18 protein-coding genes and 1 pseudogene are annotated in these 18706 nt (G+C 73.8%); 16 read left to right on the top strand and 3 right to left on the bottom strand.

Annotated features, from left to right (window positions below):
- Window positions 1–2: 2 nt before the first annotated feature.
- The 4 genes and pseudogenes from QWJ13_RS00260 to QWJ13_RS00245 form a co-directional block, all read left to right on the top strand.
- Window positions 3–1178, top strand: coding sequence for an energy-coupling factor transporter transmembrane component T (locus QWJ13_RS00260; protein ID WP_316519722.1), 1176 nt, complete (start codon window positions 3–5; stop codon window positions 1176–1178).
- Window positions 1175–2839 (top strand): ABC transporter ATP-binding protein, encoded by a 1665-nt coding sequence (locus QWJ13_RS00255; protein WP_316519721.1) that lies wholly within the window; start codon window positions 1175–1177, stop codon window positions 2837–2839. The genes QWJ13_RS00260 and QWJ13_RS00255 overlap by 4 nt, the downstream gene beginning before the upstream one ends.
- Entirely contained in the window at window positions 2836–3636 is an 801-nt protein-coding gene (locus QWJ13_RS00250) for an ECF transporter S component (protein ID WP_316519719.1), read from the top strand. The genes QWJ13_RS00255 and QWJ13_RS00250 overlap by 4 nt, the downstream gene beginning before the upstream one ends.
- A 112-nt stretch (window positions 3637–3748) precedes the next feature.
- Window positions 3749–4006: pseudogene (locus QWJ13_RS00245) on the top strand (short-chain fatty acyl-CoA regulator family protein); the annotation flags it as partial.
- A gap of 77 nt (window positions 4007–4083) precedes the next feature.
- On the opposite strand, the gene QWJ13_RS00240 reads toward QWJ13_RS00245, so the two are convergent.
- Window positions 4084–5046 carry an ABC transporter substrate-binding protein gene (locus QWJ13_RS00240; RefSeq protein WP_316519718.1) on the bottom strand — a complete coding sequence of 321 codons (963 nt, stop codon included), beginning with the start codon at window positions 5044–5046 and terminating at the stop codon, window positions 4084–4086.
- Between the two features lie 90 nt (window positions 5047–5136).
- Here QWJ13_RS00240 and QWJ13_RS00235 point away from each other — a divergent pair, with 90 nt between their 5' ends.
- From QWJ13_RS00235 to QWJ13_RS00225, 3 genes are read left to right on the top strand one after another with little or no spacing between them, the layout of a single operon-like run.
- Window positions 5137–6135 carry a FecCD family ABC transporter permease gene (locus QWJ13_RS00235; RefSeq protein ID WP_316519715.1) on the top strand — a complete coding sequence of 333 codons (999 nt, stop codon included), beginning with the start codon at window positions 5137–5139 and terminating at the stop codon, window positions 6133–6135.
- Window positions 6136–6155: 20 nt separating this feature from the next.
- Window positions 6156–7229 carry a FecCD family ABC transporter permease gene (locus QWJ13_RS00230; protein ID WP_316519711.1) on the top strand — a complete coding sequence of 358 codons (1074 nt, stop codon included), beginning with the start codon at window positions 6156–6158 and terminating at the stop codon, window positions 7227–7229.
- A complete protein-coding gene (locus QWJ13_RS00225; RefSeq protein WP_316519709.1) occupies window positions 7226–8074 on the top strand; it encodes an ABC transporter ATP-binding protein in 849 nt (282 codons plus the stop codon). Before QWJ13_RS00230 ends, QWJ13_RS00225 begins: the two co-directional genes overlap by 4 nt.
- Window positions 8075–8112: 38 nt before the next feature.
- Here the strand turns inward: QWJ13_RS00225 and QWJ13_RS00220 are convergent, their stop codons facing one another.
- Both QWJ13_RS00220 and QWJ13_RS00215 read right to left on the bottom strand, forming a co-directional pair.
- Complete coding sequence (locus tag QWJ13_RS00220) at window positions 8113–8676, bottom strand: YbaK/EbsC family protein (protein ID WP_316519707.1); 564 nt, start codon at window positions 8674–8676, stop codon at window positions 8113–8115.
- Window positions 8677–8711: 35 nt separating this feature from the next.
- Window positions 8712–9560, bottom strand: a complete 849-nt coding sequence (locus tag QWJ13_RS00215; RefSeq protein ID WP_316519706.1) for a universal stress protein — start codon at window positions 9558–9560, stop codon at window positions 8712–8714.
- 190 nt (window positions 9561–9750) lie between these two features.
- Between QWJ13_RS00215 and QWJ13_RS00210 the strand changes: the two genes are divergently transcribed.
- From QWJ13_RS00210 to QWJ13_RS00170, 9 genes are all read left to right on the top strand, one after another.
- On the top strand, window positions 9751–11028 hold the full coding sequence (locus QWJ13_RS00210; RefSeq protein WP_316519705.1) for an ABC transporter substrate-binding protein: 1278 nt from the start codon (window positions 9751–9753) through the stop codon (window positions 11026–11028).
- A complete protein-coding gene (locus QWJ13_RS00205; protein ID WP_316519703.1) occupies window positions 11025–11951 on the top strand; it encodes a carbohydrate ABC transporter permease in 927 nt (308 codons plus the stop codon). The genes QWJ13_RS00210 and QWJ13_RS00205 overlap by 4 nt, the downstream gene beginning before the upstream one ends.
- Window positions 11948–12781 (top strand): carbohydrate ABC transporter permease, encoded by an 834-nt coding sequence (locus tag QWJ13_RS00200; RefSeq protein ID WP_316519701.1) that lies wholly within the window; start codon window positions 11948–11950, stop codon window positions 12779–12781. The genes QWJ13_RS00205 and QWJ13_RS00200 overlap by 4 nt, the downstream gene beginning before the upstream one ends.
- A gap of 48 nt (window positions 12782–12829) precedes the next feature.
- A complete protein-coding gene (locus QWJ13_RS00195; protein ID WP_316519700.1) occupies window positions 12830–14011 on the top strand; it encodes an ABC transporter ATP-binding protein in 1182 nt (393 codons plus the stop codon).
- A 90-nt stretch (window positions 14012–14101) separates the two neighbouring features.
- On the top strand, window positions 14102–15772 hold the full coding sequence (locus tag QWJ13_RS00190) for a multicopper oxidase family protein (RefSeq protein WP_316519698.1): 1671 nt from the start codon (window positions 14102–14104) through the stop codon (window positions 15770–15772).
- 149 nt (window positions 15773–15921) lie between these two features.
- The gene (locus QWJ13_RS00185) at window positions 15922–16566 is read left to right on the top strand and encodes a restriction endonuclease (RefSeq protein WP_316519696.1); all 645 of its coding nucleotides are present in this window, start codon (window positions 15922–15924) and stop codon (window positions 16564–16566) included.
- A gap of 40 nt (window positions 16567–16606) precedes the next feature.
- The gene (locus QWJ13_RS00180) at window positions 16607–16774 is read left to right on the top strand and encodes a hypothetical protein (protein ID WP_316519694.1); all 168 of its coding nucleotides are present in this window, start codon (window positions 16607–16609) and stop codon (window positions 16772–16774) included.
- 125 nt (window positions 16775–16899) lie between these two features.
- Window positions 16900–17721 (top strand): lipase family protein, encoded by an 822-nt coding sequence (locus QWJ13_RS00175; protein WP_316519692.1) that lies wholly within the window; start codon window positions 16900–16902, stop codon window positions 17719–17721.
- 97 nt (window positions 17722–17818) lie between these two features.
- Complete coding sequence (locus QWJ13_RS00170; protein WP_316519691.1) at window positions 17819–18619, top strand: metal-dependent hydrolase; 801 nt, start codon at window positions 17819–17821, stop codon at window positions 18617–18619.
- The last annotated feature ends 87 nt before the right edge of the window (window positions 18620–18706 follow it).

The following is an 18706-nucleotide window of genomic DNA, read 5'->3' as shown; positions in this document are numbered from 1 at the left end:
CGATGACGACCGCAGCCCTGGCCGGCCGCCGGGTACCGCGCACCCTGCACCCGGTGGCCTGGTGGGCCTGGGCGCTGGCACTCGCCACCGCTGCCAGCCGCACCACCAACCCGCTGCTCCTCCTGCTGGTGCTGGCGGTGCTCGGCTACGTGGTCACCGCCCGCCGCACCGACGCGCCCTGGGCGCGCGGCTTCGGCTACTACCTGTGGCTGGCCCTGGTGGTGATCGCGATCCGGGTGCTGTTCCGCTGCGTCTTCGCGACCGGTGTCACGGCGAGCGACCACATCGTGTTCACCCTGCCGCACATCCCGACGCCGGCCTGGTACGCGGGCATCGAGATCGGCGGCCCGGTCTCGCTGGAGGCGGTGCTCTCCTCCGCCTTCGACGGGCTGCGGCTGGCCTGCCTGATCTGCTGCATCGGCGCGGCCAACACCCTGGCCAACCCCAAGCGGGCGCTGCGGGTGCTGCCGGGCGCGCTGTACGAGCTGGGCGTCGCCGTCACGGTCTCGGTGAGCGTGGCGCCGCAGCTCGTCCAGAGCGTCCAACGAGTCTCCCGGGCGCGCAGGTTGAGGGCGGGCGGCGGCAAGGGGGTGAAGGCTCTGCGCGGCATCGTGGTGCCCGTCCTGGAGGACGCGTTGGAGCGCTCGCTGAAGCTGGCCGCCGCGATGGACTCGCGCGGCTACGGCCGTTCGGGCAGCGCCGCGCGCGGCTCCCGGCGGGTCACCGGGGCGCTGATGCTGCTCGGCATGGCCGGGCTCTGCGCCGGGGCGTACGGGCTGCTGGACGGCACCGCGCCCGCCTTCCTGGGCATCCCGGCGCTGCTGGCCGGTTCGGTGCTGTGCTGCGCGGGCCTGGCGCTCGGCGGGCGCCGGGTGCGCCGCACCACCTACCGGCCGGACCGCTTCCGGGCCGCCGAGTGGGGCGTGACGGCCAGCGGCATCCTGGCCGCGGTGACGCTGTTCGGCACCGTCGGCTACGACCCGACGGACCTCACCCCCTCGCTGCACCCGCTGAGTTGGCCCGCGCTGCCGTTGGTCCCCGCCGTCGCGGTGCTGCTGGCCGGCGCCGCCGGGCTGATCGCCCCGCCGCCCGACCAGCCCGTCCCGTCGGCGCCAACCGCCGCCCCCGCCAAGCCCGTTCCGGCACGGCACCGCACCGAGGTCGAGGTACCGCAGTGATCCGTTTCGACCACGTCGGCGTCCGCTACCAGGGCGCCGCCGAACCCGTGCTGCGCGATGTCGACCTCGTCGTCCCCGAGGGCGAGCTGTGCCTGGTGGTCGGCCGCACCGGCGTGGGCAAGTCCACCCTGCTCGGCGCCGTCAACGGGCTGGTCCCGCACTTCACCGGCGGCACCCTGCGTGGCCGGGTCACCGTGGACGGCCGGGACACCGCCGACCACCCGCCGCGCGAACTCGCCGACGTGGTGGGCGTGGTGGGCCAGGACCCGGTGGCGGGCTTCACCACCGACACGGTGGAGGAGGAACTCGCCTACGCCATGGAGCAGTTGGCGATCCCACCGGAGACCATGCGCAAGCGCGTCGAGGAGACGCTCGACCTGCTGGGCCTGGCCGAGCTGCGCCACCGCGCCCTGCACGAGCTGTCCGGCGGCCAGCAGCAGCGGGTCGCCATCGGCTCGGTGCTCACCGCGCACCCGCGCGTCCTGGTGCTGGACGAGCCCACCTCGGCGCTGGACCCGACCGCCGCCGAGGAGGTGCTCGCCTCGATCACCCGCCTGGTGCACGACCTCGGCGTCACCGTCCTGCTGGCCGAGCACCGGCTGGAGCGCGTCGTCCAGTACGCCGACCGGGTCGTCCACCTGCCCGGGGACGGCACCGTCGTGCACGGCCCGCCCGCCGAGCTGTTCGCGGACACCTCGGTCGCCCCGCCCGTCGTCCACCTCGGCCGGCTGGCCGGGTGGAGCCCGCTGCCGCTGTCGGTCCGCGACGCCCGCCGGGCCGCCGCGCCGCTGCGGGAGCGGCTCAGCGGACTGCCCGTTCCCCCGCCGCGTCGGGCAGCCGCGGTGGGGGAACGGGTGCTGGAGGCCCGCGGGGTGGTGGTCCGGTACGGGCAGGTGGCGGCTGTCCGGGAGGTCGACCTGGAGCTGCGGGCGGGCGAGGTCACCGCGCTGATGGGCCGCAACGGCTCCGGCAAGTCCTCGCTGCTCTGGGCGCTCCAGGGCTCCGGCCCCCGGCAGGGCGGCAGCGTCCAGGTCGCCGGGGCCGTGGGCGCCGGCTCCAAGCGCGCCGGCTCCAAGCGCGGCGCCGACCCGAAGCGGCTGTCCGCCGCCGAGGCTCGCCGGCTGGTCGGCCTCGTCCCGCAGACCCCGACCGACCTGCTCTACCTGGAGACCGTCCGGGACGAACTCGCCCAGGCCGACCGGGAGTCCGCCACCGACGGAGCGACCGCCCGGGAGATCCTGGACCGGCTCGCCCCCGGCATCCCGGACCGCAGCCACCCCCGGGACCTCTCCGAGGGCCAGAAGCTCGCCCTGGTGCTCGCCGTCCAACTCGCCGCCGCGCCGACGGTGGTGCTCCTGGACGAACCGACCCGGGGCCTGGACTACGCGGCCAAGGAAGCGCTGGTGCGGATCGTCGACGAGCTCGCCGCCGAGGGCCGCAGCGTGGTGATCTCCACCCATGACGTGGAGTTCGTCGCCTCCGCAGCCGACCGGGTGGTGGTGATGGCCGAGGGCGAGGTGGTGGCGGACGGCCCGACGGCCGAAGTCGTCACCGCCTCACCGACCTTCGCTCCGCAGGCCGCCAAGGTCCTCGCGCCGCTGCCGTATCTGACGATCCATCAAGTCTCGGCAGCTTTGGACCGGGCGGAGGTGGAGCGGTGAACTCCGTGGTAGCGGTGCGGATTCCGGGCCGGGCCCGGATCGCCGTCGCGCTGGCCGCCTTCATCGGCCTGGTCGCCTTCTGCTGGCCGTTCGTCGTCGCGCCCGGCACATTCGGCTCCTCGTACGCCCCGCCGCTGATCTTCGGCGCGCTGCTGGTGCTGGTGATCGCCGTCGTGGTGGCCGAGATCTCGGCGGGCGGCATCGACGCCAAGGCGCTGGCCATGCTCGGTGTGCTCTCCGCCGTCAACGCGGGCCTACGGCCGCTGGGTGCGGGCACGGCGGGCATCGAGACGGTGTTCTTCCTGCTCGTCCTGGCCGGGCGGGTGTTCGGCCCCGGCTTCGGCTTCACCCTGGGCTGCACCTCGCTGTTCGCCTCCGCGCTGCTGACCGGCGGCGTCGGGCCCTGGATGCCGTACCAGATGTTCGGCTGCGCGTTCGTCGGCATGCTCGCCGGGATGCTGCCCAGGGCCCGGGGCAGGTGGGAGATCGCCCTGCTCGCGGTGTACGGCTCGGTCTCCGGCTATCTGTTCGGCTTCCTGCTCAACCTGTCCTTCTGGCCGTTCTCGCTGGATCCGAACAGCTCCATCGCCTACCTGCCCGGCCTGCCGTTCACCGAGCAGTGGCACCGCTACCTGCTGTTCGACCTGGCCACCTCGCTCGGCTGGGACACCGGCCGGGCCGTCACCACCTTCACGGCGGTCCTGGTCGTCGGCCCTGCCGTACTGACCGTCTTCCGCCGGGCCGCCCGGCGGGCCAACTTCGAGCCCGAGGTGCGCTTCGAGCCCGCGGTGGGGTGACCCGCCGCGGGCGGCGGGAAGGCCGGCCGGGGTGGACCCCTGCCCGCCTCCGACGGGTCGGGCGCGGGCCTCGGTGCGCCGAGGCGGCCTTCTCCGGGGTGGCTTCCCGGAGGGCGGCTGGGGCCGGCCCGGCAAGACCTTCGCCCTGGGCCTGGGCTGCGAACCGCGGCACGCCCACCGGCTGGTGTACTCGACCGGCCTGGACCTCGCCGACGAGTCCGCCGCCACGCCGATCGGCCTCGGCTGCAAGGTGTGCGAGCGCCCGGCCCGCCCTCAGCGCTCCGCGCCGCCGGGCGGCCGCCCGCCGGCGGTGGACCAGCACACCGGCACCTTCGTGCCGTACCCGCTGCGCACCGGGCAGGGCCGGTAGCGGAAGGGCCGCCACCGGGAATCCTCCGGGGGCGGCCCTTCGAAACTCCCCCGGGGGGGATTCCCCGGCGGGTGCGGCTACTTGGCGGCGTAGGCCTTCTCGATGTCCTCGACGACCTTCTCCGCGGCGATCGGGCCCGAGCTGCTGCTCCAGACCTGGCCGTCCACGCCCATCAGCTGGTTGGCGCCCACGGCCTTCAGCCGGGTGAAGGCCTCCTGCTTGCGGGCGGTCTCCAGGGCCTTCTCGCCCTCGGCGTTCAGGGTGGCGACGAACACCCGGTCCGCGTCGGCCTTGTTGAGGTTCTCCAGGGATAGCGGGTCCGAGTGCGGCTGGGCGCCCAGGCCGTCGGCGATCGGCATGGTGCCGGCGCCGGCCTTCTTCAGCAGGTCGCCCGGCATGTTGGTGGTGTTCATCACGATCGGCCCGTTGGGCATCCAGCGCATCACCACGGCGCTGCCGGTCTTGCCCTCGCCGGCCTTGGCGGCGCGCTTGTCCAGGGCGTCCAGCTTGGCGCTCAGGTCGTCCTTGTGGCCGAGCGCGTCGCCGTAGACGGCGAGCACCGAGCGCCAGTCACCGGCCTTGGGCACGATGGTCGGCGCCACCGCCGAGAGCTTCTCGTACTGGGATTTCTCGATGCCGGAGGAGGCCAGGATGAGGTCGGGGGTGGCCTTCAGGATGGCCTCGATGTTGGGCTCCTTGACCGTGGCGACCAGCGGGATGGCGTCGGCCTTCAGGTAGGCGGGGGCGGTGGTGCCGCCGCGGCTGGAGCTGGTGCCCACCGGGGTGACGCCGAGCGAGAGGGCGGTGTCCAGCGAGGTGTCGTTGAGGGCGACGACCCGCTTGGCCTCGGCCGGGACCTCGACCGCGCCGAAGGCGGTGTCGATGCTGCGCTTGCCGCCCTTCGCGGCGGTGGTGGAGGAGGAGCCTGCGTCACCCGCGGAGCCGTCGGACCCCGAGGAGCCGCACGCGGTCAGGCCCAGGGAGAGGGCGCCGACGACGGCCGCACCGAGCAGGGTCTTGGTAAAGCGGGTGCCAAGCATGGGTGTTCTCCGAGGAATGGTAGTTTACGGACGAACCGTTTTCCTGAGGTTAGCCTAACCATACTCAAGACCCCGAGGGGAAGGCCCGGTGTGACATCCCGATCACTCCTGCTGCGCGGACTGCTGCCCGCCGGCGCGATACTGCTGGCCGCCGTGCTGGCGAGCCTGCTGCTCGGCGCGGGCGACGTGGGGCCGTCACGGGCGCTCGCCACCCTGCTCGGTGACGGCGACTCCGACTCCCGGTTCACCGTCTTCCACCTGCGCGTCCCGCGCACCGAGGTGGCCCTCGCCGTCGGCCTCGCCCTCGGCGTGGCCGGCACCGTGCTCCAGGCCGCCGCCCGCAACCCGCTGGCCGAACCCGGACTGCTCGGGGTCAGCACCGGCGCCTCCTTCGCCGTCGTGATCGCGCTCGTGCTCGGCGCCAGCGCCGCGAGCGTCGGCCCGTACGTCGCCGTGCTGGGCGCCGCCGCCGGCTGCCTGCTGGCCCTCGGCGCGGCCCGGCTGCGCGGCACCGGCGACGACCCCGTCCGGCTGGTGCTCGCCGGGGCGGCGCTGAGCGGGCTGATGAACGCCGGCTCCTCCGTCCTGCTGCTGTCCGACGCCCGGGCCGCCGACGAGATCCGGTTCTGGACCATCGGCTCGGTCGCCGGACGCGGCACCGACCAACTGGTGGCCGTGCTGCCCATCCTGCTGATCGGTCTGGTGCTGGCGCTGCTCTCCGGCCCGGCACTGACCGCGCTCAGCCTCGGCGACGACGTCGCCACCGGCCTCGGCCACAAGCCCCGCCGGGCCCGCGCCCTCGCGGTGACCTCCGTCGCCCTGCTGGTCGGCGCCGCCACCGCGGTCGCCGGACCGGTCTCCTTCGTCGGCCTGGTGGTGCCGTTCGCCGCCCGGGCCCTGGTCGGCCCGGACCTGCGCCGGCTGCTCGCGGTCTCCGCGCTGCTCGGGCCCGCCGTCGTCCTGCTCGCCGACGTGGCCTCCCGGCTGGTCGCCCGCCCGTACGAGATGCCGCTCGGCGTGATGACCGCCCTGTGCGGCGCTCCCGTCCTGGTCGCCGTCGTCCGCTCGCACCGAATGCCCGCGCTGTGAAGGCCCCTGTGAACACCGTCGTGGAACCTGAAACCCCCTCGGCCGCGCCCCGGCGGACGACCCCGCCCGGCACCAGGTTGCTCGCGCTGGGCGGCCGCTCGGTGCTCGTCCCGGTCCGGCCGCTGCTCGGCTGCGCCGCCCTGCTGCTCGTCGTGGTCGCCGTCACCGCCGTCTGCCTGGCCGTCGGGGAGACCAACCTCGACCCGGTGACCGCCCTGCGGGCCGCCTTCGGCGACGGCACCGCGCGTGACGTGCTGCTGGTGGAGAAGCTGCGACTGCCCCGGGCGGAGGCCGCGCTGGCCGTCGGCGCCGCCCTCGGCGTGGCCGGCTGCCTGATGCAGACCCTCGCCCAGAACCGGCTGGCCACCCCGGACACCGTCGGCTTCAACGAGGGCGCCACCGCCTTCGCCGTCGCCTCCGTCACCGGCGTCGCCACCCAGCTGCTGCCCTCCGCCGCCGCCCTGGTCGGAGCCGCCACCGCCGCCTCGCTCGCCTTCGCCCTCGGCGGCGGAGCCGGCCGCAACGGCTACCGCTTCCTGGTGGTCGGCCTCGGCATCGGCGCGGTCTTCGGCGCGGTGACCAATCTGATGCTGTCGCGCGCCGCCATCGACGCCGCCAACTCCGCCTACGGCTGGACGGTCGGCACCCTCAACAGCCGGGACGCCGACGCCGTCGGCTACCTCGAACTCGGCCTGCTGCTCTGCCTGCCCGCCGCCGTCCTGCTCGGCCGCCGACTGTCGCTGCTGCGCTTCTCCGACGCCGTCGCCACCGGTCTCGGCGTCCGGGTGCGCGGCCTGCGGGTCGGCGTCCTGGTGGTCTCCGTGGTCTGCGCGGGCCTGGCGGTGGCCGTCGCCGGACCGCTCGGCATGATCGCCCTCGCCGCCCCCGAGGCCGCCCGCCGGATCGCCGGACCGCGCTGCGTGCCGGTCCTCACCTCGGCCGCCGCCGGAGCCGCCTTCACCCTGCTCGCCGACCTGATCGGCCGCACCGCCCTGTCGCCGATCGAGGTGCCGGCCGGCCTGGTCACCGCCGTCGTGGGCGGCCCGTACCTGCTCTGGCTGCTGCTCACCACCCGCCCCCGGAGGACCGCATGACCGCCCGCACCGCTTCCGCCGTGACCGCCGCTCCCGTCGGGACCGCCGCCGGGGCGCCCCGGCTGGCGACCAGCGGGCTCAGCCTCGGCCACGACCGCACCATCGTGGTCCGCGAGCTCGACCTCGAACTGCCCCAGCGGCAGGTCACCGTCATCGTCGGCCCGAACGGCTGCGGCAAGTCCACCCTGCTCGGCGGCCTGGCCCGGACCATCGCCCCGCGCTCCGGCGCCGTGCTGCTCGACGGCAAGCCGCTGACCTCGCTGTCCACCCGGGCGATCGCCCGGATCATCGGCCTGCTGCCGCAGTCCGCCACCGCCCCGGACGGGCTGACCGTCCGTGACCTGGTCCGCTACGGCCGGCAGCCACACCAGGGCCTGCTGCGGCAGTGGTCCGCCGCCGACGCCGAGGCCGTCGAACACGCGCTCACCGCCGCCGACCTCCACGACCTGGCCGACCGCCCGCTGGACACCCTCTCCGGCGGCCAGCGCCAGCGCGCCTGGATCGCGATGGCCGTCGCCCAGGACACCGACATCCTGATGCTGGACGAACCCACCTCGGCGCTGGACATGGGGCACGCCCTGGAGGTGCTGGAGATGGTCCGCGGCCTGACCGAGCGCGGCCGCACCGTCGTCCTCGTCCTGCACGACCTCACCACCGCCTGCCGCTACGCCGACCACATGGTCGCCATGCGGGACGGCAAGGTCGCCGCCCAGGGCGCGCCGCGCGACATCGTCACCCCGGAGCTGGTGCGCGAGCTGTACGGGGTGGAGAGCGCCATCCTCACCGACCCGGTGCACGGCACCCCGGTGGTCTGCCCGGTCGGCCTCGCCCCCCGGGCGCGCTGACGCCGGGGTGCGCTGACACCCGGGGGCCGCCGGGCCGGTCAGCCGGCCAGGCCCGGCAGCACCTCGGCGCCCGGCAGTTGCGCCAGCGCCCAGCCGGGGAGGATCAGCTTGCCCCGGCGCCGGCCGCTGCCGACCAGCACGTGCGGGGCCGCGGCCACCGCCTCGTCGATCAGCAGCGGCCAGCCGGCCGGCAGGCCGACGGGGGTGATGCCGCCGTACTCCATGCCGGTCAGCTCGACCGCGGTGTCCATCGGCGCGAAGGACGCCTTGCGCGCCCCCAGGTGGCCGCGCACCACCTTGTTCACGTCCACCCGGGTGGTCGCCAGGGCCAGGCAGGCGGCCAGGGTCACCTCCCCGGCGCGCTTGGCGGCGACCACCACGCAGTTCGCGGAGAGCTCCGGCGGCGCGTCGTAGGCCGCGCAGAACACCGCGGTGTCCGCGTGCTCGGGGTCGCTGTCGACGTAGATCACCGAGGCCGCCGCCTCGCGCGCGTCCCAGTTCTTCAGCGCGTCGGCGACCGGCGGGGCGAGGTCGGCGCAGACCTCCAGGGCCGGCGCGGCGGTGACGAAGTTGCCGAAGGGCGGGCGTACGGACTCACTCATGGCACCGGACCCTAGCGCGTGGGGCGCCCCGCCGGTCAACCGTACGGGACGACCGCGACCGGGCAGTGCACGTGGTGGATCGCGGCATGCGCCACCGGGCCGAGGTGGTGGTGGCGCAGCGGCATGTGCCGGATCCTGCGGCCGACGACCAGCAGCCGGGCGGTCGCGGAGGTGTCCACCAGGTCGACGGAGGCCTTGCCGCGGATCAGATCGGTGGTCACCTCCACCTCCGGGTGCCGGGACCGCCACGGCTCCAGGGCCTCGGCGAGGCCGGAGCGCTCCACGGCGGAGACCTCGCCCTCCAGCCCGCCGATCGCCCCGTAGGACATGTACTCACTGCCGGCCGGCGGGGACCAGACGTGGACCACGCGCAGCGGCGCCGAGCGGAGCGCGGCGGCCTCGAAGGCGAAGGCCAGCACCGGCTCCGCCGGGTGCGCCAGGTCCAGCCCGACCGTCACCGGGCCGTCCGGCTCGGTCCCGTCGGCCCGGACCAGCACCACCGGGCAGGCCGCCCGGCGCAGCACCTCCTGGCTGACCGAGCCGACCAGGAAGCCGCGCAGCGTGCCCAGCCCACGTGAGCCGAGCACCAGGACGGCGGCCTCCCGCGCGGCGGCCTCCAACGCCTCGACGGGATCGCCGGCCACCGACGCGGCGGCGATCGTCAGCTCCGGCGCCAGCGCGCGCAACTCACCCTCGCGCTCGGCGAGTCGGGCCAGCGCCGGGCGGTCGCCCGGTTCGCTCCCGGGTGCGACGTGCTTCGGCCGGGGCCAGGCCTGGAGGACATCCAGACGCAGGCCGCGGCGCTGCGCCTCGCGGGCGGCCCACGCGGCGGCGGCCAGGCTCTCGGGTGAGCCGTCGAATCCGACGACGACGGGTCCGGTCACGGCGTGCTCCTCGGTTACGGTGCGGCCCCAGTATCCGCGCATCCGTCGGCCGCCGCCTCCCGGAAGCGGCCGTACCACCAGGCCGCGCCCGGTTCGGCCGTCCGGCTGGTCGGCGGCGCGGCACGCCCGGGGCGGGGCGGGGCACCGGGCTAGGGTCGGCCGGACCGGTCCGTCCCAGCCCGGGAGAACGATGCCGAGGGTCCTCAGATTCCGCTCGCGATGGGCGAGCGCCGCCGCCGGACTGTCCGTGCTCGCCTCCGCGCTGGTGGGCTGCGGGGGCGGTGGCAGCGGTGGCGCGGTCGCCCTGAACTGGTACAACTTCCCGGACGACTCGGGCGCCCTCCAGCAGGCCGCCGACCGCTGTGGGCAGCTGTCCGACGGCCGCTACACGATCCGCTACAACAAGCTGCCGCGCGGCGCGGACGGCCAGCGCCAGCAGCTGGTGCGCCGGATGGCGGCGCACGACGCCGATGTGGACATCCTGGGCCTGGACGTCACCTGGCCCGCCGAGTTCGCCGAGGCCGGCTGGATCCGCGAGTGGACCGGCGCGATGCGCGAGCGGGCCACCGCCGACACCCTGGACGCGGCGGTGCGCACCGCGACCTGGCGGGGCCGGCTGTACGCGGTGCCGTACAACTCCAACACCCAGCTGCTCTGGTACCGCGACGACCTGGTGCCGACCCCGCCCGCCACCTGGGCGGAGATGCTCGCCGAGGCCCAGCGGCTGGCCGCCGAGGGCAAGCCGCACCTGGTGGAGATCCAGGGCGCCCAGTACGAGGGGCTGACGGTCTGGTTCAACACGCTGGTCACCAGCGCGGGCGGCTCGATCCTCACCCCCGACGCGCAGGCCCCCTCGCTCGGGGCGCCCGCCGTCACGGCCGCCGGGGTGATGCGGGACCTGGCGGCCTCGGTGGCCGCCGACCCCTCGCTGCCGAACCAGATGGAGGACCAGAACCGGCTCGCGATGGAGTCCGGCACGGCCGCCTTCGAACTCAACTACCCCTTCGTCTACCCGTCGATGAAGGCCAACCAGCCCGCTCTGTTCCCGCACTTCCGCTGGGCCCCGTACCCCGCGGTGAGCGCCGACCGCCCGGCCACTGTGACGATCGGCGGGATCGACCTCGCGGTGGGCGCCTACAGCCGGCACCCCGATCTCGCCGCCGAGGCCACCCTCTGCCTGCGCGACCGGGACAACCAGCTCACCAACGCCCTGAAGGGCGGCCTGCCGCCCTCGCTGCGCAGCCTGTACGGGACACCCGAGCTGACCGCCAGCTACCCGTTCGCCGCCGATGTGCTGGCCGCCCTGGACTCCGCCAGCGTGCGGCCGCAGACCCCGGCCTACCAGAACGTCTCCATCGCCATCGCGCACACCCTCTCCCCGCCCGCCGGCATCCGCCCGGAGAGGGACGTGGCCGACCTCCGGGGGCAGATCCAGGACGCCCTCGGCTCGAAGGGGCTGATCCCGTGACACCGTCCACCAAGCCCGCGCCCGTGCCGGTGCCCGTCGGTCCGTCGCGCGGCGCCCGCCAGGAGCGCCGGCTGGGCCTGCTGCTGTGCGCGCCCGCGGTGATCGTGATGCTCGCGGTCACCGCCTACCCGATCGGCTACGCGCTGTACCTGTCCCTCCAGCGCTACGACCTGCGCTTTCCGGACCAGGCCCACTGGGTGGGCCTGGCCAACTACGGCGCGGTGCTGACCTCGCCGTTCTGGTGGCAGGCGCTCGGCGTCACGGTGCTGGTCACCGCGGTGTCGGTGGCGATCGAGCTGGTGCTCGGCCTGGCGCTCGCGCTGGTGATGCATCGGGCGGTCTTCGGTCGCGGCACCGTGCGCACCGCGGTGCTGGTGCCGTACGGGATCGTCACCGTGGTCGCCGCCTACTCCTGGCAGTACGCCTGGACGCCGGGCACCGGCTACCTGGCCGCCCTGCTGCCGGAGGGCAGCGCCCCGCTCACCGAGCAGTGGCCGGCCGTCGGTCTGATCATCCTCGCGGAGGTGTGGAAAACCACCCCGTTCATGGCGCTGCTGCTGCTCGCCGGCCTGGCACTCGTCCCGGAGGAGACCGTCCGGGCGGCGATGGTGGACGGCGCGAGCTTCGGGCAGCGGCTGCGGCTGGTGATCCTGCCGCTGATGAAGCCCGCGATCCTGGTCGCGCTGCTCTTCCGCACCTTGGACGCCTTCCGGATCTTCGACAACATCTACGTGCTGACCGGCGGCTCCAACGGCACCGGATCGGTGTCGATCCTCGGCTACGACAACCTGTTCACCGCGCTCAACCTGGGCATCGGCTCGGCGATCTCGGTGCTGATCTTCGTCTGTGTGGCGCTCATCGCCCTGGTCTTCGTCAAGCTGTTCGGCGCGGCGACGCCGGGCGCGGAACCGGAGCGGCGATGAGCGGCAAGCACGCCCGGGAGCTCACCGGCTGGGGCATCGCCAACCTGGTGGTCGTGCTCTACGCGCTCTTCCCGGTGTGGTGGATCGTGGCGCTCTCCTTCAAGGACCCGAGCACCCTCTCCGACGGCGCCTTCGTGCCCCGCCGGTGGACCCTGGCCAACTACCGCGGCATCTTCCAGACCTCGGAGTTCACCCGCGCCCTGGTGAACTCGATCGGCATCGCGGTGATCGCCACCACCGTCGCCGTGGTGCTCGGCACCATGGCCGCGTACGCGGTGGCCCGGCTGCGCTTCCCCGGCAAGCGGCTGCTGATCGGGGTGTCCCTGCTGATCGCGATGTTCCCGCCGATCTCGCTGGTCTCGCCGCTGTTCGACATCGAGCGGGCGCTGGGCCTGTTCGACACCTGGCCAGGGCTGATCATCCCGTACATGACCTTCTCGCTGCCGCTGGCGATCTACACGCTCTCGGCGTTCTTCCGGGAGATCCCCTGGGACCTGGAGAAGGCGGCCAAGGTGGACGGTGCCACCCCGTGGCAGGCGTTCCGGCTGGTCATCGCGCCGCTGGCGGCACCGGGCGTGTTCACCACCGGCATCCTGGTCTTCATCTTCTGCTGGAACGACTTCCTGTTCGCGATCTCGCTGACCTCCACCACCTCGGCCCGGACGGTCCCCGCCGCCATCGCCTTCTTCACCGGGAGCTCCCAGTTCGAGCAGCCGACCGGCTCGATCGCGGCCGCCGCCGTGATCATCACGATCCCGATCGTGGTCTTCGTGCTGCTGTTCCAGCGCCGCATCGTCGCCGGGCTCACCGCCGGCGCAGTCAAAGGCTGAACCCGAGTCGACGAGCCCGCCGGCCCCGGCGGGCCAGGAAGGCGGACCGTGGCCGAGATCGTGCTCGACGGCATCACCAAGCGCTACCCGGACGGCGCCCTCGCCGTGCGTGACGTCAACCTCACCATCGCCGACGGCGAGTTCGTGATCCTGGTGGGCCCGTCCGGCTGCGGCAAGTCCACCACGCTCAACATGATCGCCGGGCTGGAGGACATCACCGAGGGCACCCTGCGGATCGCCGGGGAGGTGGTCAACGACCGCGCGCCCAAGGACCGGGACATCGCGATGGTCTTCCAGAGCTACGCCCTCTACCCGCACATGAGCGTGCGCGACAACATGGGCTTCGCGCTGCGCCTGGCCAAGGTCGACAAGCCCGTCATCGCCGCCAAGGTCGAGGAGGCCGCCCGGATCCTGGACCTGACCCAGCACCTGGACCGCAAGCCCGCCAACCTCTCCGGCGGGCAGCGCCAGCGGGTCGCGATGGGCCGGGCGATCGTCCGCGACCCCAAGGCCTTCCTGATGGACGAGCCGCTGTCCAACCTGGACGCCAAGCTCCGGGTGCAGATGCGCACCCAGATCGCCGCCCTGCAACGGCGCCTGGGCACCACCACCGTCTACGTCACCCACGACCAGGTCGAGGCGATGACGCTCGGGGACCGGGTGGTGGTGATGCGCGCCGGCGTCGTCCAGCAGGTCGGCTCGCCGCAGCAGCTGTACGACGAACCGGTGAACCTCTTCGTCGCCGGCTTCATCGGCTCGCCCGGGATGAACTTCCTCGGCGCCGCGCTGGAACGGGGCGCGCTGCGCACCTCGCTGGGGGACCTGCCGCTGGACGACCGCACCCGGCGGGCCCTGGAGCGCGCCGACGCGCCGCGCGAGCTGATCGTCGGCATCCGTCCGGAGGACTTCGAGGACGCCGCCCTGGCGGAGGGGCGCACCGGCGGGGTCACCGTCACCGTGACGGTGGAGCTGCGGGAGTCGGTGGGCTCGGACGTCTACGTCCACTTCGTGGAGGAGGGCGGACCGGCGGCGACCGAAGAGCTGGCCGAGCTGGCCGCCGACTCGGGCCGGGCCGACACCGGGATGCAGGGGCACCGGGTGGTCGCCCGGCTGGACCCGGCCACCCGGGCCGCCGAGGGCGCGGCGCTGGAGCTGTGGGTGGACACGACGCGCATCCATGTGTTCGACCCCCGCGGCGGGGCCAACCTGACGCACCCGGAGCGGGCGTGACCGAGCCCGGTGCCCGGAAGGCGCAACCCCCGGTGGGAACCCGGTGTGCCTGACCGAACTAGTGTGAAAATCGTCCTACATTGCCCGGCTATGAGAGAAAATGTCGGAATCAGTCGTCGATCGCTGCTCAAGGCCCTCCCCGTGGCCACCCTGGTGGCCGCCTCCGACGGGATCCTCGCCCGGCCCGCGCTGGCGGCCACCACGGCGTCCTTCCCGCAGCCGGTCATCCGCCGCTGCCCACGGCCGCCCGGCGGGACGGCGCCGTCCGGTGGCGCGGGGCCGCGCGCGGTGCTGGAGCAGACGCTCGACGTACGGTTCACGGACACCTGGATCCCGGGCTACGGGACGGCCGTCACCCGCACCTACAACGGGACCGTCCCCGGGCCGACCCTGCGGGTGCGCGCCGGGGACCTCCTCCGGCTGAGACAGGTCAACGGCCTGCCGCCCAACAAGCCCTACCACGGCACCCACAACCGCCCGCACCGGCTGAACAGCTTCAACCTGCACACCCACGGCATGCACGTCTCCCCGTCCGGGGAGGCCGACAACGTCCTGCGCGAGTTCCGGCCGCGCACCGCCGACGAGGTGGAGAGCGGTGCCCCGGAGCCGGAGTACCTGACCACCATCGAGATCCCGGAGGACCACCCGGCCGGCACCTACTGGTACCACCCGCACGTGCACGGGTCCACGGCCGAACAGATCGCCGGAGGGATGGCCGGGGTCATCATCGTCGAAGGGGACGTCGACGAGGTGCCGGAGATCGCGGCCGCCGCCGACGTCGTGGTGTGCGTCAACGAGCTCCGGCTCAAGGACGGCAAGGTCCCCGAGTTCACGGCCGACGACGCCTTCGCGGACGTCCGGCCGACCTTCACCGTCAACGGCGAGGTCAATCCCACCCTCGTGCTGCGCCCCGGCGAGGTCCAGCGCTGGCGGCTGGTGGCGGCGCTCGCGTTCACCACGCTGGTGCTCCAGATCGCCAGCCACGACGATGAGTTGACGATGTATCAGATCGCCCAGGACGGCATCACTTTCGCCGAGCCGGTCGCCACCGAATCGGTGATCATGGCCCCCGGCAACCGCGCCGACGTCCTGGTGCTGGGCGGCGATCCCGGGACGTACCGGCTGTGGGCCGACGGGGTCTCCGTGCCGCTGATGACGGTCGAAGTCTCCGGGGACGCGGTCGAGCCCGCGATGGAACTGCCGCGGACGCTGCCGCAGGGCATGCCGTTCCTCGACGAGGACGACATCGCCAACCCCGACGACGACCGCAAGGTGGTCTTCCACATCGACCCGGACGTCTTCCCCGGGCCGTTCCCCAGCGCCTACCGCGTCCTCGGCAGCAACCCGACCCCGGCGGACGACCCCGACGGCGACCTCAGCAGCGACCCCGCATACGGCCTGTTCGACCCCGAGTACGTCAACCACACCCTGGAACTCGACACCGTCGAGCGGTGGACCGTCCACAGCGACGACCCCAAGCCGGTCTTCCACCACTCCTTCCACCTGCACACCAACCACTTCCTGGTCACCCACCGCAACGGCGAACCGCTCGACCCGCCGGTGTGGCAGGACACCATCAACCTGGCCGGGGGCAGACCGGGCGACACCTTCACCTTCCTGGTCAAGTACGCGGACTTCACCGGCCGTACCGTGCTGCACTGCCACCAACTCCAGCACGAGGACCTCGGGATGATGCAGCTGATCGACTACGTCGAGCCGCGGCGGCCGGGGTCGGGGCAGTCACTTCCGGGCAAGCGCTGACACACCGGTCCGGCGGCCGCCCGTCGACGGGCGCCGCCGGAATCCGGTCGACCCGGCAGCCCGTGCGGGTGGAGTTCGGTGGATCGCGGGCGCACGAGGCGCGGTTGGCTCTAGGCTCGTCCGAACACCGTGGTGTGAGGGGGAGTTCCGTGGCCCGCAGGCCTGTCCGGCGACGCCGGTCGACCACCGTCCGTCTGGTGCGGCAGGCCGTACGGCACCCGCTGCCGTCGGCCGCGGCCGCGCTGGTGGCGCTCGCCGTGGTCGCGGTGGTGCTCCAGTGGATCGCCCAACACCTGCTGCTGGTCGGCTCGTTGCTGGTCGTCGGCGCGGGGGCGGCGGTCGCCGTGCTGCGCGCCCGGGTGCGGATCAGGCAGCGGGAGCTGGACGTGCGGACCGCCGGGCTGCGGCACATCGGGACGTTCCTGGCGATGACCCCGAAGGCCTTCGAGCACGCGCTGGCGGACCTGTGCCGCCGGGACGGCTGCACCCGGGTGACGGTGGTCGGCGGGGCCGGCGACCTCGCGGCGGACGTGCTGGCCACCACCCCCACCGGGCAGCGGATCCTGATCCAGGCGAAGCGGTACGGGCCGCGCACCTTCGTCGGCTCCCAGGACGTCCAGAAGGTCAACGGCACCTACCGCGACATACACCGCTGCGACCTGGCCGCCGTGGTGACGACCAGTTCCTTCACCAAGGCCGCCGCCGCGTTCTGCGCCCAGGTCGGCATCCGCGCCGTCGACCAGCGGGCGCTCGCCCTGTGGGCGGACGGGCGGGGCGGGCCGCCCTGGGCCTGACCCCCGACCCGGGGGTGGGCCTGGACCCCCCGGATCGGGAGTGCGGGCCAAGCTCGGCCTGGGAGCCTCCGACGACGACCGCCGGGTGCTCGCGGTGCTCGCCTACCCGGACGGGACGGGACGGGACGGGACGGGACGGGACGCGGACGAGCCGAGGGCGAGGCCGGTCGGCGGCATCCCGCTCGCCCGCGAACCAGGGCCGGGGTAGCGTCGCATTCGGCCGCCGCGCAGCCGTGGCGAGCCGTCATCGGCGGGCACCGGCAAGGCCGTGGAGCAGAGCAGGGCCGTGGAGCGGACCCGCCGTCTCGACCGTCGAGCCGACAGGAGCCCCCCGTGGCCGTACCCACCACCTTCGACCAGCACGTCACCGGCTACAGCCTGCCGCACGCCTACTGGATGGCCAGGGCCTCCGACCTCGCCTACAAGGACGAGGCCACCATCGACGAGCAGGCCCGCGCCTGGGGCTTCGACACCGTGCGCCACCACCGGACGAGCTTCACCCCGCCGTTCCCGCTCCAGGACACCCAGGCCTACACCATGGCCGGCGACACCATGATCGTCACCGCGTTCCGGGGCACCGAGGCCGCGCAGATCCGCGACTGGCTCACCGACACCACCACCCCGCCCTGGCCGGGGCCCGCCCGGACGGGCTACGTCCACTACGGCTTCGCCGAGGCCCTCGAATCCGTCTTCCCCGACGTCGCCAAGGCCATCGCCGACCTGCGGACCGACGGCCAGAGCGTGTGGTTCACCGGCCACAGCCTCGGCGGCGCCCTCGCCATGCTCGCCGCCGCCCGGCTCGAACTGGAGGATCCCAGGCTGGCGGCCGACGGCGTCTACACCTTCGGCCAGCCCCGCACCTGCGACCGGCTGCTCGCCGCCGCGTACGACAAGGGGCTGAAGGGGCGCACCTTCCGCTTCGTCCACGGCAACGACATCGTCCCCGAGCTGCCTCCGGAGCCCGCCTTCACCCACGTCCAGGCGCTGCGCCACATCGACTCGGCCGGCCGCATCGAGGAGAGGACCGGGCTGGTCGCCGGTCTGGCCGACCGGGCCAAGGGTCTGGGCGCCGCGGCCTTCTCCCCGGACGGCGAGGGCATCCGCGACCACCTCATGCGCGGCTACCTGGCCGCGCTGGAGAAGAGCCTGGCCTGACCGGGCCGGGGGGCCGGTGATCTTGGACGGATAGGCTGCCGTGAAGTCAGGTCCTCACGGAGAGGACGGAACTGATACGGATCGGTGGTGTACGGACATGATGGGACCGGCGCATTCGCTGTCGGGTGCGGCCGCGTGGCTGGGGGTGGGCGCGGTGGCGGCCGGGACGGGCGAGCCGATGCCCTGGCCGGTCCTGCTCGCCGGCGCGCTGATCTGCGCGGGCGCGGCCCTGGCGCCGGACCTGGACCACAAGGCGGCGACGATATCCAGGGCGTTCGGGCCGCTGTCCCGGGTGGCCTGCGAGGTGATCGACAACCTCTCGTACGCCGTCTACAAGGCCACCCGGGGCAAGGGCGACCCGCGCCGCTCGGGCGGCCACCGGACGCTGACCCACACCTGGCTCTGGGCGGTGCTGTGCGGGGCGGGCGCCGCGGCGGTGGCCGTGTACGGCGGCCGCTGGGGCGTGCTGGTGGTGCTGTTCGTGCACATGGTGCTGGCGATCGAGGGCCTGCTGTGGCGGCAGGCCCGGGTCTCCAGCGACGTCCTGGTGTGGCTGCTGGGGGCGGCCGGCGCGTGGATGCTCGCGGAGGTCCTGGACAAGCCCGGCAACGGTTCGCAGTGGCTGTTCGAGGAACCGGGGCAGCAGTACCTGTGGATCGGGCTGCCGATCGCGCTGGGCGCGCTGGTGCACTGCCTGGGCGACGCGCTGACCGTCTCGGGCTGCCCGGTGCTGTGGCCGATCCCGATCGGGCGCAAGCGCTGGTACCCGATCGGGCCGCCGAAGGGCATGCGGTTCCGGGCCGGCAGCTGGGTGGAGATCAAGGTGCTGAGCCCGGTCTTCATGGGCGTCGGCGGCGTCTGCGCGGCGGGGGCGCTCGGCTTCTTCAGCGGAAGATGAGGCCATCGTCCTTGGGCCTGGCGGGAGTTGGCGGCCCGTCGGCTGGGTAGGCATCGGGCGGATCGGAACCCCGATTCCGTTCGATGC

The organism is Kitasatospora brasiliensis, assembly GCF_032654805.1.
GTDB classification, from domain to species: domain Bacteria; phylum Actinomycetota; class Actinomycetes; order Streptomycetales; family Streptomycetaceae; genus Kitasatospora; species Kitasatospora brasiliensis.
The sequence above is the reverse complement of the archived record's forward strand: the minus strand, read 5'-3'. Positions and strand labels throughout refer to the sequence as shown.

What these genes read in the sequence shown, in the direction of transcription:
- QWJ13_RS00220 (WP_316519707.1), bottom strand. Translation starts at nt 8,676, where the DNA reads ATGAGTGAGTCCGTACGCCCGCCCTTCGGCAACTTCGTCACCGCCGCG.
- QWJ13_RS00170 (WP_316519691.1), top strand. Translation starts at nt 17,819, where the DNA reads ATGATGGGACCGGCGCATTCGCTGTCGGGTGCGGCCGCGTGGCTGGGG.
- QWJ13_RS00240 (WP_316519718.1), bottom strand. Translation starts at nt 5,046, where the DNA reads ATGCTTGGCACCCGCTTTACCAAGACCCTGCTCGGTGCGGCCGTCGTC.
- QWJ13_RS00225 (WP_316519709.1), top strand. Translation starts at nt 7,226, where the DNA reads ATGACCGCCCGCACCGCTTCCGCCGTGACCGCCGCTCCCGTCGGGACC.
- QWJ13_RS00260 (WP_316519722.1), top strand. Translation starts at nt 3, where the DNA reads ATGACGACCGCAGCCCTGGCCGGCCGCCGGGTACCGCGCACCCTGCAC.
- QWJ13_RS00190 (WP_316519698.1), top strand. Translation starts at nt 14,102, where the DNA reads ATGAGAGAAAATGTCGGAATCAGTCGTCGATCGCTGCTCAAGGCCCTC.
- QWJ13_RS00200 (WP_316519701.1), top strand. Translation starts at nt 11,948, where the DNA reads ATGAGCGGCAAGCACGCCCGGGAGCTCACCGGCTGGGGCATCGCCAAC.
- QWJ13_RS00210 (WP_316519705.1), top strand. Translation starts at nt 9,751, where the DNA reads ATGCCGAGGGTCCTCAGATTCCGCTCGCGATGGGCGAGCGCCGCCGCC.